The sequence below is a fragment of the Neorhizobium sp. 05N33 genome (genome assembly GCF_056397445.1).
On record NZ_JBFTNK010000003.1, the window covers coordinates 199,529 to 213,488 of the forward strand.

At 60.6% G+C, this 13,960-nt stretch carries 15 protein-coding genes; 12 read left to right on the top strand and 3 right to left on the bottom strand.

The genetic code is table 11. From position 1 onward, the window contains the following. Window positions 1-77 precede the first annotated feature (77 nt). From AC1DLT_RS09725 to AC1DLT_RS09755, 7 genes are all read left to right on the top strand, one after another. Complete coding sequence (locus AC1DLT_RS09725) at window positions 78-1,403, top strand: ABC transporter substrate-binding protein (protein WP_477486613.1); 1,326 nt, start codon at window positions 78-80, stop codon at window positions 1,401-1,403. 217 nt (window positions 1,404-1,620) lie between these two features. Continuing rightward, window positions 1,621-2,493: a carbohydrate ABC transporter permease gene (locus AC1DLT_RS09730; protein ID WP_247031008.1), complete on the top strand. Its 873-nt coding sequence runs from the start codon at window positions 1,621-1,623 to the stop codon at window positions 2,491-2,493. Between the two features lie 10 nt (window positions 2,494-2,503). Then, a complete protein-coding gene (locus AC1DLT_RS09735) occupies window positions 2,504-3,328 on the top strand; it encodes a carbohydrate ABC transporter permease (protein WP_477486614.1) in 825 nt (274 codons plus the stop codon). An 11-nt stretch (window positions 3,329-3,339) separates the two neighbouring features. Continuing rightward, window positions 3,340-4,344: an ABC transporter ATP-binding protein gene (locus tag AC1DLT_RS09740; RefSeq protein ID WP_477486615.1), complete on the top strand. Its 1,005-nt coding sequence runs from the start codon at window positions 3,340-3,342 to the stop codon at window positions 4,342-4,344. A gap of 23 nt (window positions 4,345-4,367) precedes the next feature. Continuing rightward, the gene (locus tag AC1DLT_RS09745) at window positions 4,368-5,849 is read left to right on the top strand and encodes a mannitol dehydrogenase family protein (RefSeq protein WP_477486616.1); all 1,482 of its coding nucleotides are present in this window, start codon (window positions 4,368-4,370) and stop codon (window positions 5,847-5,849) included. A 6-nt stretch (window positions 5,850-5,855) separates the two neighbouring features. Continuing rightward, complete coding sequence (locus tag AC1DLT_RS09750) at window positions 5,856-6,572, top strand: HAD family hydrolase (protein WP_477486617.1); 717 nt, start codon at window positions 5,856-5,858, stop codon at window positions 6,570-6,572. A gap of 48 nt (window positions 6,573-6,620) precedes the next feature. Further along, window positions 6,621-8,213, top strand: coding sequence for an FGGY-family carbohydrate kinase (locus AC1DLT_RS09755; protein WP_477486618.1), 1,593 nt, complete (start codon window positions 6,621-6,623; stop codon window positions 8,211-8,213). Window positions 8,214-8,280: 67 nt separating this feature from the next. Here AC1DLT_RS09755 and AC1DLT_RS09760 read toward each other — a convergent pair whose 3' ends face one another. Continuing rightward, window positions 8,281-9,189: a hypothetical protein gene (locus tag AC1DLT_RS09760; RefSeq protein WP_477486619.1), complete on the bottom strand. Its 909-nt coding sequence runs from the start codon at window positions 9,187-9,189 to the stop codon at window positions 8,281-8,283. A 233-nt stretch (window positions 9,190-9,422) separates the two neighbouring features. On the opposite strand from AC1DLT_RS09760, the gene AC1DLT_RS09765 reads away from it, so the two are divergent. Continuing rightward, complete coding sequence (locus tag AC1DLT_RS09765) at window positions 9,423-10,136, top strand: sulfate transporter family protein (protein WP_477486620.1); 714 nt, start codon at window positions 9,423-9,425, stop codon at window positions 10,134-10,136. Here the strand turns inward: AC1DLT_RS09765 and AC1DLT_RS09770 are convergent. Further along, on the bottom strand, window positions 10,133-10,558 hold the full coding sequence (locus AC1DLT_RS09770) for a VOC family protein (RefSeq protein ID WP_477486621.1): 426 nt from the start codon (window positions 10,556-10,558) through the stop codon (window positions 10,133-10,135). The genes AC1DLT_RS09765 and AC1DLT_RS09770 overlap by 4 nt on opposite strands. Before the next feature lie 87 nt (window positions 10,559-10,645). Between AC1DLT_RS09770 and AC1DLT_RS09775 the strand changes: the two genes are divergently transcribed. Beyond that, on the top strand, window positions 10,646-11,212 hold the full coding sequence (locus AC1DLT_RS09775) for a TetR/AcrR family transcriptional regulator (protein WP_477486622.1): 567 nt from the start codon (window positions 10,646-10,648) through the stop codon (window positions 11,210-11,212). Here AC1DLT_RS09775 and nth read toward each other — a convergent pair. After that, entirely contained in the window at window positions 11,189-11,992 is an 804-nt protein-coding gene (nth, locus tag AC1DLT_RS09780) for an endonuclease III (RefSeq protein WP_477486623.1), read from the bottom strand. The two genes, AC1DLT_RS09775 and nth, sit on opposite strands and share 24 nt — an antisense overlap. A gap of 36 nt (window positions 11,993-12,028) precedes the next feature. On the opposite strand from nth, the gene AC1DLT_RS09785 reads away from it, so the two are divergent. The 3 genes from AC1DLT_RS09785 (at window position 12,029) to AC1DLT_RS09795 (ending at window position 13,953) form a co-directional block, all read left to right on the top strand. Continuing rightward, complete coding sequence (locus tag AC1DLT_RS09785; protein ID WP_477486624.1) at window positions 12,029-12,511, top strand: DUF2244 domain-containing protein; 483 nt, start codon at window positions 12,029-12,031, stop codon at window positions 12,509-12,511. A gap of 148 nt (window positions 12,512-12,659) precedes the next feature. Further along, window positions 12,660-13,541: a methylated-DNA--[protein]-cysteine S-methyltransferase gene (locus AC1DLT_RS09790; RefSeq protein ID WP_477486625.1), complete on the top strand. Its 882-nt coding sequence runs from the start codon at window positions 12,660-12,662 to the stop codon at window positions 13,539-13,541. A 163-nt stretch (window positions 13,542-13,704) separates the two neighbouring features. Next, window positions 13,705-13,953, top strand: coding sequence for a PilZ domain-containing protein (locus AC1DLT_RS09795; RefSeq protein WP_038545439.1), 249 nt, complete (start codon window positions 13,705-13,707; stop codon window positions 13,951-13,953). Window positions 13,954-13,960 lie beyond the last annotated feature (7 nt).

The window sequence follows — 13,960 nt, forward strand, 5'->3', positions numbered from 1 at the left end:
TGACTTTTTACGCCGTTTAACGAGTAATTGCCCATGAGCAAAGCGAATGCTCGTTACTCATCTTCTGGGAGGAAGATATGACATTGAAGACGATTTTGCTGGGCGCCTGCTCGGCGCTGGCGCTTGCCGGCCTTTTCTCCACCGCGGCTTCGGCTGAAACCCTCACCATCGCGACGGTCAACAACGGCGACATGGTCCGCATGCAGGGCCTGACTTCCGAGTTCACCAAGGCGAACCCGGATATCCAGATCAACTGGGTCACGCTTGAAGAAAACGTGCTGCGTGAGCGTGTCACCACCGACATCGCCACCAAGGGCGGCCAGTACGACATCCTGACGATCGGCAATTACGAAGTTCCGATCTGGGCCAAACAGGGCTGGCTGCTCGAGCTGAACAAACTCGGCGACAAATATGACGCCAACGACATCCTGCCGGCGATCAAGGGCGGTCTGACCGTCAACGGCAAGCTCTATGCGGCGCCGTTCTACGGCGAGTCGGCGATGATCATGTATCGCAAGGACCTGTTCGAGAAGGCCGGCCTCAAGATGCCGGAAAACCCGACCTGGGAATTCATCGGCGATGCGGCTCGCAAGATCACCGACCGCAAGACCGACGTGAACGGTATCTGCCTGCGCGGCAAGGCCGGCTGGGGCGAGAACATGGCCTTCATCACGGCGCTCACCAATTCCTTTGGCGGCCGCTGGTTCGATGAAAAGTGGAACCCGCAGTTTGACCAGCCGGAATGGAAGGCTGCGCTGCAGTTCTATGTGGACCTGATGAAGGATGCCGGCCCGTCCGGTGCTTCCTCGAACGGCTTCAACGAAAACCTGACGCTGTTCCAGCAGGGCAAATGCGGCATGTGGATGGATGCCACGGTGGCCGCCTCCTTCGTCTCCAACCCGAAGGATTCCAAGGTTGCCGACAAGGTGGGTTACGCGCTCTTCCCGGTGAAGGGCGAGATGAAGAACCATGGCAACTGGCTGTGGTCGTGGAACCTCGCGGTCCCGAACTCCTCGAAAAAGGCTGACTCGGCGCAGAAGTTCATCTCCTGGGCAACCAGCAAGGAATACACCCAGCTCGTCGCCTCCAAGGAAGGCTGGGCCAACGTTCCTCCGGGCACCCGCACCTCGCTCTACAACAACGAAGACTACAAGAAGGCTGCTGCCTTCGCGGTTCCGACACTTGCCGCGATGAACGCTGCCGACATCACCAAGCCGACCGTCAAGCCGGTGCCCTATACCGGCGGCCAGTTCGTGGCGATCCCTGAATTCCAGGCGATCGGCACGAATGTCGGCCAGTTGTTCTCGGCAGTCGTCGCCGGCCAGTCCACGGTCGCCGATGCGCTTGCCCAGGCCCAGACGGCTACGACGCGCGAAATGAAGCGCGCCGGTTATCCGAAGTAAGCTCCAGAGCCACGGCTGTCCGGCATCCTGCGCCGGACAGCCGGATCTTGGCCTGGATCATCCGCCTTGAAGATTTGAGATGGGCCGGTGATCAGGCGAGGCAATCCGGTAACAACCAGATAACAACAAAAAGCTGCATCCTGCGTCCGTCTCCTTCCCCAAAAGAAAAAGGCGCGGGATAACTGGAACGACTACGTTCCATGGGAGGGCGTCTGATATGGCAACGCAAAATACCAAGACGTTGGCGCGCCTGATGATGGCGCCCTCCGTTCTGCTTCTTCTCATCTGGATGATCGTGCCACTGGCGATGACGCTGTGGTTCTCGTTCCAGAACTACAATCTGCTCGATCCGTCCAATGTCAGTTTCACGGGTCTGTTCAACTACCAGTTCTTCTATACCGACCCCGCCTTCTTCCAGTCGATCTGGAACACGCTGGTCATCGTCGGCGGCGTGCTCTTGATCACCGTCATCGGCGGCATCGCCATCGCGCTGCTTCTCGACCAGCCCATCTTCGGGCAGGGCATCGTCCGCATCCTGATCATCTCGCCTTTCTTCGTCATGCCGCCGGTTGCGGCGCTGGTGTGGAAGAACATGATCATGAACCCGAGCTACGGCGTATTTGCCGATATATCGAGGTTCTTCGGCCTTCGCCCGGTCGACTGGTTCGCGCAATATCCGCTGTTTTCGATCGTCGTCATCGTCGCCTGGCAATGGCTGCCGTTCGCAACACTCATCCTGCTGACCGCGCTGCAGTCACTCGACGGGGAGCAGAAGGAAGCGGCGGAGATGGATGGCGCCAACTTCCTCAACCGCTTTATCTACCTGGTGGTGCCGCATCTCGCGCGGTCGATTACGGTCGTCATCCTCATCCAGACGATCTTCCTGCTCGGCGTCTATGCGGAAATCCTGGTCACCACCAATGGCGGCCCCGGTTACGCCTCCACCAACCTCGCCTTCCTGATCTACCGCACGGCGCTCCTCGGGTATGACGTGGGCGGCGCCTCGGCAGGCGGCATTATCGCAGTCGTGCTCGCCAATATCGTCGCCTTCTTCCTGATGCGCGCCGTCGGCAAGAACCTGGACCGGTAGGAGAAAGATCATGGCACGCAACGTTACGACAAGACACAAGATCACCGCCACCGCCGCCGCCTGGATCGTCGCGCTGATCATCTTCTTCCCGATCCTCTATACGCTGATCACCAGCATCAAAACCGAGCCGGAAGCGATTGCGGGTTTCAGCCTGTGGCCCTCCGGCACGTTCGAGAACTACATTACCGTCCAGACCCAGCGCGATTACCTGAAGCCGTTCATGAATTCGGTGATCCTGTCGGTCGGCTCCACTATCCTGGCGCTGATCATCGCGATCCCGTCCGCCTGGGCCATGGCGTTCTCGCCGACCAAGCGGACCAAGGACATCCTGATGTGGATGCTGTCCACCAAGATGATGCCGGCGGTCGCAGTCCTGGTGCCGATCTATCTTCTGTTCCGTGATTTCGGCCTGCTCGACAGCCGCATCGGCCTGACCGTGATGCTGACGCTGATCAACCTGCCGATCGTGGTGTGGATGCTTTATACCTACTTCCGCGAAATCCCCGGCGAGATCCTGGAAGCGTCGCGGATGGACGGAGCGGGGCTCTGGCAGGAGATCGCCTACGTGCTGACGCCGATGGCGGTGCCGGGCATTGCCTCGACTCTGCTCCTCAACATCATCCTCGCCTGGAACGAGTCGTTCTGGACGATCCGGCTGTCGACCACCAATGCGGCACCGCTGACGGCCTTCATCGCCTCGTTCTCCAGCCCGCAAGGCCTGTTCTGGGCAAAGCTCTCGGCCGCCTCGACCATGGCGATCGCGCCGATCCTCATCCTCGGATGGTTCTCACAGAAACAACTCGTTCGCGGCCTCACGTTTGGCGCGGTTAAGTAAGGAAAACGGACATGGGCAGCATCACGCTCCAAAAAGTGTCGAAAGTGTTCGGCGAGGCCAAGGTCATTCCGTCGATCGACCTCGAAATCACTGACGGCGAATTCGTCGTCTTCGTCGGCCCCTCGGGTTGCGGCAAATCCACCCTGCTGCGCCTGATCGCCGGCCTGGAAGATGTGTCCGGCGGCCAAATCCTGATCGACGGCAAGGACGTCACCCAGGCAGCCCCCGCCGAGCGCGGCCTTGCCATGGTGTTCCAGTCCTACGCGCTCTATCCGCATATGAGCGTGCGCAACAACATCGCCTTTCCGCTGAAGATGGCGAAGATGGAGAAATCCGCGATCGACAAGAAGGTGACGGATGCGGCTCGGGTGCTGAACCTCACCGACTATCTGGAACGTCGCCCCTCGCAGCTCTCCGGCGGCCAGCGCCAGCGCGTCGCGATCGGCCGGGCGATCGTGCGCGAACCTTCGGCCTTCCTGTTCGACGAGCCGCTTTCCAACCTCGACGCCGCATTGCGCGGCACGATGCGTCTGGAGATCAGCGACCTGCACCATCAACTCAAGACGACGATGGTCTACGTCACCCACGACCAGGTCGAAGCGATGACGATGGCCGACAAGATCGTGGTGCTGAACCGCGGCAATATCGAGCAGGTCGGCTCGCCGCTCGAACTCTACAAGAGCCCGCGCAACCTGTTCGTTGCCGGCTTCATCGGTTCGCCGCACATGAATTTCGTCGATGGCGCCTATGCGCAGTCGAAGAATGCCAAGACCGCCGGCATCCGGCCGGAACACTTGAACCTTTCCAAGGACAACGGCATCTGGCGCGGTACCGTGAAGGTCGCCGAACATCTCGGCGCCGACACGTTCCTGCATCTCGATGTCGAGGGCATCGGCCAGATCACCGCACGCTGCGACGGGGAGTTCGGCGCCTATCACGGTGACACGGTCTACATGACGCCCGATGAGGCCAAGCTCCATCGGTTCGACGACAAGGGCCTCGCCCTGAAGGCCTAACGGGCCATATCGGAGTAAAGACAATGACTGTGAAGCTTTCGCTGGCGAGCTTGAGTGACGCTGCGGCCACCGCCGCCGTGCCGGCCTATGATCCGAAGAGCCTGACTGCCGGCATCTTGCATTTCGGCGTCGGCAATTTCCATCGCGCCCACCAGGCAATCTATCTCGACGACCTGTTCAATACTGGCAAGGCGCATGACTGGGCGATCGTCGGTGCCGGCGTGATGCCATCGGACGGCGCCATGCGTGACAAGCTGAAGGCCCAGGATTTTCTGACCACCGTCGTCGAGCAGGACAACAACAGGACCGCCGCCCGCGTGACCGCGCCGATGATCGACATCATCGCTCCTGGCGATGTCGCGACCGTGATCGAGACACTGGCAGACCCGAAAATCCGTATCGTTTCGATGACGATCACCGAAGGCGGCTATTTCATCGACGCTTCCGGCCGGTTCAACCCCGCCCACCCGGCGATTGCCGAGGACGGTCGGAACCCTTCGAGCCCGAAGACCGTCTTCGGCCTGATCCTCGCCGGCCTCAAGGAGCGCAAGGCGCGGGGGATTGCCCCATTCACCATCATGTCCTGCGACAACATTCCCGGAAACGGCGAAGTGACGGAGAACGCCGTCATCGGGCTCGCCAAGCTTTCCGACCCGGACTTCGCCCACTGGATCCACGAGAACGTCGCGTTCCCGAGCTCGATGGTCGACCGCATCACGCCGGCGACGGGTAGCCGCGAGATCGATATCCTCAAAAACGATTTCGGCATCGACGACAACTGGCCGGTGTTCTGCGAAGAATTCAAGCAGTGGGTGATGGAAGACAAGTTCCCCGCCGGCCGGCCTCGGCTGGAAGAGGTCGGCGTCCAGTTCGTACCCGACGTGGCGCCCTATGAGCTGATGAAGCTGCGCATCCTCAACGGCGGCCATGCGGCGATCGCCTATCCGGCCGCTCTTCTCGACATCCATTTCGTGCACGAGGCGATGGAGCACAAGCTGATCCGCGGCTTCCTCGAAAAATTGGAGAAGGACGAGATCATTCCGGTCATCCCGCCGGTGCCGAATACCAACCTCATCGACTATTACAAGCTGATCGAGCGGCGGTTTTCCAACCCGAAGATCGGCGATACCATCCCCAGGCTGGCGCAGGACGGTTCCAACCGGCAGCCGAAATTCATCCTGCCGTCCACCGCCGACCGGCTCGCCAAGGGACAGGACATCATCGGCCTGTCGCTGGTTTCGGCACTGTGGTGCCGCTATTTCGCAGGCACGTCCGACAGCGGCAAGGAAATCGTCTTCAACGACACCAGCGCCGACCGCCTGAACGCCGCCGCGCTGAAAGCCAAGGATAACCCGGACGCCTTCCTTGCGCTTGGCGATATCTTCGGCGACGTTGCGAAATCCGAGCTGTTCCGCACCCGCTTTGCGCATGCGCTGAAGACGCTCTGGGAGCAAGGGACGGCAAAGACGCTGGAGCTCTATCTCGGCGGCAAGCTGGTCAAATAGCGGGGAATGGACGTGCAACAGGCGGCGGGACCACTGGTGATCTTCGATTGCGACGGGGTCCTTGTCGACAGCGAACCCGTCTCCGTGCGCGTGCTGGTCGATGCGCTGCGCCGCAAGGGCGTCGAGATGGATGCGGCGGAGGCCTATCGCCGCTTCCTCGGCCGCAGCCTCGGCACCGTCACCAAGACGATGCGCGAGGAATTCGGCGTCGAGGCGGACGATACGTTTCTCGAAGACATGCGCCGCGATCTCTACGCCCGCTTCCGCGCTGAACTGCAGCCGATGCCTGGTATAACCGAAGCGCTGGATGCCTTGAATTTCCGCCGTTGCGTCGCCTCGTCCAGCCAACCGGAGCGCATCCGCCTGTCGCTGACGCTGACCGGCCTGATCGACAAGCTGGAGCCGAACATCTTTTCCGCCGCCATGGTCAAGCGCGGCAAGCCGGCGCCGGATCTCTTCCTGCATGCGGCGAGCGAAATGGGGGCCGATCCCAAGAACTGCATCGTCATCGAGGACAGCCCCGCCGGCATCCAGGCGGGTCACAGCGCCGGCATGTCAGTCTTCGCCTTCGTCGGCGGTTCGCATGCGAGCGTTCCCGGCTACCGGGAGAGGATCGATGTGCTTTCCCCGGAAGTCGTGTTTGACGCGATGCCGGATTTGATCCACCTTGTCCAAAAACATTTGGAGGGTCGCAACGGCTCCGTTTCTTCGACCGCGCTTTAGTGCGGTCCTTGGAACTGCCAGGCGACAAGGGACAGGAAACGAATCCGGATGCGTGATCACCTCGTTGCGGTCGATATCGGCACGGGCAGCGCCCGCGCCGGCGTCTTTGATCGCCACGGGCGCCTGCTTGCCAAGGCCAAGTACCCGATCGCGATGTTCCGTCCCAAGCAAAACCACGCCGAGCACGATTCCGAGGATATCTGGGCGGCCACCTGCCGCGCCGTCAGGGAAGCGATGGCGGAGGCCGGCATCGCTGCCGACCGTATCGCCGCGATCGGCTTCGACGCCACCTGTTCGCTCGTCGCCCGCGACCGTGAGGGCAGGCCGCTCACGGTTTCCACGACCGGCAAGGTCAATCAGGACACCATCGTCTGGCTCGACCATCGGGCGATCAAACAAGCCGACCAGCTTTCCGCCACCGGCCACAAGGTGCTCGAATTTTCCGGCGGCTCGCTGTCGCCGGAGATGGAAATGCCGAAGCTGATGTGGGTGAAACGGCATCTGCCGCAAAGCTGGGCGAAGGCGGGTTATTTCTTCGATCTCGCCGATTTCCTCACCTGGAAGGCGACCGGCTCGCCCGCCCGTTCCCGCTGCACGCTGACGGCCAAGTGGAATTATCTCGCCCACGAAAACCCCGGCTGGAGCGCCGATTACCTGGCGCTTGCCGGCCTCGAAGACCTGCTCGCAAAGGGCGGTTTGCCGGATGAGACCGTCGGCGTCGGGACAAGTCTGGGAAGCCTCAGCCGCCAGGCAGCCGAAGAGCTTGGTCTTGATAGCCAGGTGCAGGTAGCGCCCGGCATGATCGACGCCTATGCCGGCGCATTTGGCGTTCTCGGCGGGGTTTGCGGCGGCGCGTCCGAAGGCTTGAAGCTCGAAACCAGCGTGGCGCTGATCGGCGGCACGTCGAGCTGCATCGTCGCCTTCACGAAAGATTCCAAGCCCGGCCGCAGCCTCTGGGGTCCCTATTACGAGGCGATATTGCCCGGCCATTGGTTGGTAGAAGGCGGGCAATCGGCGGCGGGCGCGTTGCTCGACCATATCGTGCTGATGCATGCGGCCGGCGGTGAACCGACGGCGGAGCTGCACGGCCGCATCATCGCCCGCGTCGGCGAGCTGCGCAGCGAGACCGAGGGCGATATCGCTCCGAACCTCCACGTCCTGCCGGATTTCCACGGCAACCGCTCGCCGCTCGCCGACCCGCACGCGACCGGTGTCATCAGCGGGCTGACGCTTGACACCTCCTTCGACGGCCTCTGCCGGCTCTACTGGCGCACCTGCGTCTCGATCGCGCTCGGCATAAGGCACATTCTCGATGCGCTATCGGGCTACGGCTACCGCTTCGAAACCCTCCACGTCACCGGCGGCCACGTCAACAACCTGCTGCTGGTCGAGCTCTACGCCGACGTTACCGGCCGTAAGGTGGTGATCCCGGAAAACCGCGACGCGGTGCTGCTCGGCACGGCGATGGCCGCCGCCGTTGCCGGCGGGGTGTTTGGTTCGTTGTTCGAAGCGGGGCAGGCCATGGATGCAGGCGGGACGGAGCGGCTGCCGGACCCGGCGCGGGCAGAGCAGTACGGGCTGGATTACCGGCGGTTCCTGGCGATGGTCCGGCATCGGGATGAGTTGCGGGGGATGGGGTAGGCTGGAGTGCTTAAATGCCCTTTGCGGGGATTAGATGTTACGGCGCGACGTAATCAGAGAGAGAATATTATCCTTTCAAGGCCTTTTTCAGGCGCTTTTCCACTGCCTTCATGTCTACGTCCTTCGAATACCAAGCCTTTCCGCCTGTGATCTGGTCGAGTTCGTCGAACCAATCAAGCGCGGTTTTGATATGAGAACGGGCAAGGCGCTTGGGCTGTAGCACCTCCATCAGGTCGGTAAGAAATATTACGAGCATCCGCATGCGAATAATTCTAAAATCTCCGTCCCGGTCTAAGTTGTCAAAAAAAAGCGCTGCTTGATGAAACCAGCGAGCGCTATCGGAGCCAACGGGCCTCTTTTGAAGAATTTCGAAAAATGCACCAAAATCTATTAGACAAAGTTCCTTTTGACCGTCTGCCATGCGGCAGCCGATGGCCCGCAGCTCCTCTCTAAAAATCAAACAATCGCGCCATTTGTGAATGTCTGGATGTTGATTGACCCATCCATCTGCGATGGCACTTCGGACATTGCGTAAGGATGATTCGAGAAGATGATTTCGATCGAGCGCTTCGACATCGAGAGTTCCGATATCACGCCGGTACAACTCGATCCATCCCAAAAAACTGCACAGACGATATACGTTACTAACGAACCGATATTGATAATAGTGATTCCCGGCAAGTGCATGGGAGTCTCTACTAATCTCTTTATGTAAAAGATCGATCCCAAATCTCTCTATAGTGCAATTTGGCCGGGATAATCCGTAAAAACGGCCGGAAAGCTCTTCGGCCGCGAGGAAAATTGGAAGCTGATAGCGGCGATAGACAAGAATTAGGGTTTGGTGGGCTTTCCAACGCTCGAATGAGCGTACTGCCAATACGTCTTTCAGATAGAGAGCTATGAGATTGCCGAATATGGTGACGAAGGAGCCAATTACGGTGAAGGTCAAAATTTGCGAAATCTGTATTCCAAACACAGGTTATCCTTCTCGCTGTTTTTGAGCATAAGCAACTTTTGAGAGAATGTATGTTTTCTGCAATTTTACAAGCGTGTGCTTTGTATGGGGCGTGTCAGCATCTGGCTGTTTACGTGACGCATTTCACATCGTAGCAACTGCACGAACATTGACGTTGTTTGGTAGGGATACCGCCCCTCCTTGCTCCCCCGCCCCCGCAAACCTACATGTCTCCCGCCAACCTGGAGACGCCGATGATTTTCGACGCCGCGAGACTTTCGCTCACGAACCTTTTCGCACCCGAGACCCGAGCGGTGTTTTGGAAGACGCTGGGGCTCACCGCCCTCGTGCTGGTCGGTCTCTGGTTCGGCCTGCGCGAAGTCTTCATCCTTTATGCCTGGCCGTGGTTTGCTGCCTTCTTCCCCGATCTGCCGGATTGGGCGAGTTGGCTCACCCTGTTTGCGGCGATCGCTGCCAGCATCGGGCTGGCGCTGGCGCTCGCTCTGCTGATCGCGCCGATCACGGCGCTGATCGCCGGGCTGTTCCTCGACGACGTCGCCGAAGTGGTCGAGAAGCGCGACTATCCAAACGATGCACCCGGCAAAGCGATGCCGCTCGCCCAGGCGATCATCGGCTCGATCCAGTTTCTGGGCGTCGTCATCGTCGGCAATATCGTCGCCCTTTTCCTGCTGTTCATTCCCGGCATCAACCTGATCGCCTTCTTCATGGTGAACGGCTACCTGCTCGGTCGGGAATTTTTCGAATTCGCGGCGATGCGGTTCAGAACGCCTGCGGAAGCACGCGCCTTCCGCTCGAAACATTCATCCACCGTGTTCATGGCAGGCCTTTTGATCGCCTGTTTCCTGGCAATCCCGATCGTCAACCTGCTGACGCCGCTGTTTGCCGCCGGCCTGATGGTGCATCTTCACAAGGCAGTCTCGAAGCGCGATTCCGCGTTCAAGCTTTAGCCGGGCAGGGCGGAAACGCTGTAGAGGGCGGCGAATTCGGCGCTCGGCGGGATCGGCGTGATGATGTCGATCAGTACGCCGTTCGGATCGGCGGTGATGAAATGCCGCTGGCCGAAGTCCTCGTCCCGGATGTCGCGGCGGATCGGCAGCCCGGCCGCCTTCAGGCGCTCATAGACCGCGTCGACATCCTCCACCTCGAAGTTCAGCAACAGTCCGGACACGTGTCCGCGTCCGGCTTCCGGGATCGTCTCGTGGCTGCCGTCGAGAATCGCGAGCTTCACGTGCTCGCTCTCCTTCGATTGGAGATGCACGTACCAGTCAGCGGAAAACAGCGGTTCGAAGCCGAAGTGCTCGGTGTAGAAGGATGCCGTTCCGGCGATGTCGCCGGTCATGATGACGGGGTAGTAGCTGGTCGCTCTCATGGCTTTCGGTTCTTCGGTTTTCTTGATACATTCAGTCTGTATGTTTTATAGATACATTCTGTCTGTATGTAAATTGGGGATGGAGAAATGGGACGCAGCAATCGCGAACGCACCGATGGGACGCGGACGGCCTTGCTGGATGGGGCTCGGGCGCTCTTCGTCGAGAAGGGCTATGCGGAAACCGCTACCCCTGAGATCGTCGCGGCGGCCAAGGTCACGCGCGGCGCTCTCTACCATCACTTCACTGACAAACGGGCTTTGTTCTGGGCGGTGATAGAGCGCGAGGCGAATGACGTCGCGGCGGACATCGAGGCGCGTTCAGCCGAAGCTTCCTCGGCCCGGGAAGCCCTCCTGCAGGGTGCTTCCGCCTATTTCGATGCGATGACTGTGCCAGGGCGAACGCGGTTATTGCTACGGGAGGCGCCGGCCCAGATGGCGAGCGGTCCCGGGAAGGGTGGGGACCCGGCCGAGTCCAGCCTCAAGGCGGGGCTTTCCCATCTGCTTGCCGGCTCCAAAGCGCTGCCGCTTCTCGATCCGCTGACTGTGCTGGTCTCGGCGGCCTTTGAGCGGGCGGCGATCGCCATCGATTGCGGCGGCAATCGCGCGGACTACGAGGCGGCGATTGCGGCTCTACTCGACGGCCTCGCCGATTAGCTGCTGCGGCAGTTCCACAAGCGGCGCCGGCACGTCGACGGTCTTTTCCGGAGAGCGGCAGAGATCGGCGATGACGCAGCGCTCGCATTCCGGTTTTCGCGCCTTGCAGCAATAGCGCCCATGCAGGATCAGCCAGTGATGGGCGTGGAAAAGATACTGGTCGGGGATCACCTTCAACAGGTTTTCCTCCACCTCATCCGGCGTCTTACCCGGCGCCATCAAGAGCCGGTTGGCGATGCGGAAGACATGCGTGTCGACCGCCAGCGTCGGCACGCCGAAGGCCATCGACATCACCACGTTGGCCGTCTTGCGGCCGACGCCCGGCAAGCGGATCAGTTCTTCGCGCGTCCTCGGCACTTCGGAACAGAACTCGTCGATCAGCATGCGACAGAGCGCGATGACGTTCTTCGCCTTGTTGCGATAGAGCCCGATCGTCTTGATATATTGGGTGACCCCTTCTTCGCCGAGCGCCAGCATCTTTTCGGGCGTATCGGCGACCTTGAACAGCGCCCGCGTCGCCTTGTTGACGCCGGCATCGGTCGCCTGGGCGGACAGTGCCACCGCCACCACCAGTGTGAACGGATTTACGTGCTCCAGCTCACCCTTCGGCTCCGGCCGCTGCACCGAAAAGCGCCGAAAGATTTCCTCCATCTCCGCTTTCGAATAGGCGGATTTGAAGCGCTTGGGTTTGGTCGCCGCTTTGGGTGCGGCCCTGCGCTCGGGCGCGTGATTTGACTTTTGCGAAGTGCTGGTTTTGGATCTGATCTTTGGAGTCGCCATATGCCTGTATAGGCATCCCGCAGGAGGGAAATCAACGTGGACGTTTCCGAGGATCAGCCTGTTTTCGCAGCCGAACTGACGCCCTACCGTTCGCTCGGCAGAACTGGCTTTCGGGTCGTGCTGGTGCTGACGGGCGGCATCTGCCTTCTCTATGGCGGCTTTTTCCTGATCACCGGCGCCTATCCGATCGGCTTCTTCTTCGGGCTCGATTTCCTCGGCCTCTACATCGCGCTGAAGATGAGCTACCGCTCGGGCCGCGCGCGCGAGGAAGTGACCATCTCGCGCAGTAACCTGTCGATCCGGAAATTCTCGCCGGCGGGACGTGTGGTGGAGCATCGCTTCAATCCGTTCTGGGCGCGCTTCAACGTCCGCCGCCACGAGGAGTTCGGCATCACCTCCATGTCTGTGACGGGCGAGGGGCGCGGCACCGATATCGGCTCTTTTCTCAATCCGGATGACCGGGAAAGTTTCGCCAAAGCCTTCAAGGGTGCGCTCGCCACGGTCAAACAACGGATCTGAGCGGCGAGAAAACCGGCGATCGGGCAAGAAACGGGTGGTTTCGGCGAAGCCGAAGGCGCATTTGGAGGGCATATCAGTTGCCCAGCGATTGTTTGCGCGCCCACAGCTTCGGCTTCATCGGCGTGCGGCGCTGTAAAGGAGACAAGCCATGAATGCTCTCGCCCAGATCGATTCGCCGCCCATCGACGTGACGCCCGAGGGCTCCGATTACGAAACCGTCCGGCGCGTCATCGAGATGATCACGCTCGACTATCGCGATCAGCCGTCGCTCGACGCGATCGCCTCGGAGCTCGGCCAGTCGCCGACGCAGCTGCAGAAAGTGTTCACCCGCTGGGCCGGGCTTTCGCCGAAGGCCTTCCTCCAGGCCGTCACCCTCAACCATGCCAAGCGCCTGCTCGGCAAGGAGGAACTGCCGCTGCTCGAAGCCTCCTACGAACTCGGGCTTTCAGGTCCGGGACGATTGCATGATCTGTTCGTCACTCATGAGGCGATGTCGCCCGGCGAATGGAAAGCGCGCGGCGGCGGCCTGACGATCCGCTACGGCTTCCATTCGTCGCCCTTCGGCCAGGCACTGGTCATGGCGACCGACCGGGGACTTTCGGGTCTCGCCTTTGCCGATCTCGGCCATGAGCAGGCGGCGCTCGACGACATGATGCGCCGCTGGCCGAATGCCGAATATGTTCCCGACCAGGAGATGACAGCACCCTATGTCGGCCGCGTCTTCGACCGTGCGAACTGGTCCTGCGATCAGCCGCTGAAGGTCGTGCTGATCGGCACCGATTTCCAGGTGCGCGTCTGGCAGAGCCTGTTGAAAATCCCGTTCGGCAAGGCCGTCACCTATTCCGACGTCGCCAACGATATCGGCCAGCCGACCGCCAGCCGCGCGGTAGGTGCGGCTGTTGGAGCGAACCCGATTTCGTTCGTGGTTCCCTGCCATCGGGCGCTCGGCAAGAGCGGGGCGCTGACGGGGTATCACTGGGGGCTGACGCGCAAGCGGGCGATCCTGGGCTGGGAAGCGGGGAATGCGTGAGGGGCCGAACGCTTGAGCTCAGCATTCAGGTTCCATTGCCGGGCCGCAAGCGGCAGATACCAAGTCGCCTGCAAAAGTCATGGGCGGCCTCTGAGGATTGCGGGATTGCCCATTGGGGCATATAAGTGATGCCTGAAATATAATCGTCGAAGGACGCGGTCAGGTGCATGAGCGCAGATACCAGAGATCGAAAAGCTTTCTAGGCGCCAAGATCGTCTTTAATGGCGATCATTCGGCCTTCGACTGCATCGTCAAGGAAATCTCAGCCGGCGGTGCATTGATCAAGATCGAGAACGCGTTGTCCGTGCCGGAAAGCTTCGGTCTCGCCCTGTCAGATGGTCGACGTTTCGAATGCGAAGTCCGCTGGCGGCGGATCAATTCCCTCGGAGTGGAGTTTCTGACCGCTGCTTGATAATCCG

What these genes read in the sequence shown, in the direction of transcription:
- AC1DLT_RS09755 (WP_477486618.1), top strand. Translation starts at nt 6,621, where the DNA reads ATGCGTGATCACCTCGTTGCGGTCGATATCGGCACGGGCAGCGCCCGC.
- AC1DLT_RS09730 (WP_247031008.1), top strand. Translation starts at nt 1,621, where the DNA reads ATGGCAACGCAAAATACCAAGACGTTGGCGCGCCTGATGATGGCGCCC.
- AC1DLT_RS09735 (WP_477486614.1), top strand. Translation starts at nt 2,504, where the DNA reads ATGGCACGCAACGTTACGACAAGACACAAGATCACCGCCACCGCCGCC.
- AC1DLT_RS09765 (WP_477486620.1), top strand. Translation starts at nt 9,423, where the DNA reads ATGATTTTCGACGCCGCGAGACTTTCGCTCACGAACCTTTTCGCACCC.
- AC1DLT_RS09725 (WP_477486613.1), top strand. Translation starts at nt 78, where the DNA reads ATGACATTGAAGACGATTTTGCTGGGCGCCTGCTCGGCGCTGGCGCTT.
- AC1DLT_RS09790 (WP_477486625.1), top strand. Translation starts at nt 12,660, where the DNA reads ATGAATGCTCTCGCCCAGATCGATTCGCCGCCCATCGACGTGACGCCC.
- AC1DLT_RS09750 (WP_477486617.1), top strand. Translation starts at nt 5,856, where the DNA reads ATGGACGTGCAACAGGCGGCGGGACCACTGGTGATCTTCGATTGCGAC.
- AC1DLT_RS09745 (WP_477486616.1), top strand. Translation starts at nt 4,368, where the DNA reads ATGACTGTGAAGCTTTCGCTGGCGAGCTTGAGTGACGCTGCGGCCACC.
- AC1DLT_RS09740 (WP_477486615.1), top strand. Translation starts at nt 3,340, where the DNA reads ATGGGCAGCATCACGCTCCAAAAAGTGTCGAAAGTGTTCGGCGAGGCC.
- AC1DLT_RS09770 (WP_477486621.1), bottom strand. Translation starts at nt 10,558, where the DNA reads ATGAGAGCGACCAGCTACTACCCCGTCATCATGACCGGCGACATCGCC.
- nth (WP_477486623.1), bottom strand. Translation starts at nt 11,992, where the DNA reads ATGGCGACTCCAAAGATCAGATCCAAAACCAGCACTTCGCAAAAGTCA.
- AC1DLT_RS09775 (WP_477486622.1), top strand. Translation starts at nt 10,646, where the DNA reads ATGGGACGCAGCAATCGCGAACGCACCGATGGGACGCGGACGGCCTTG.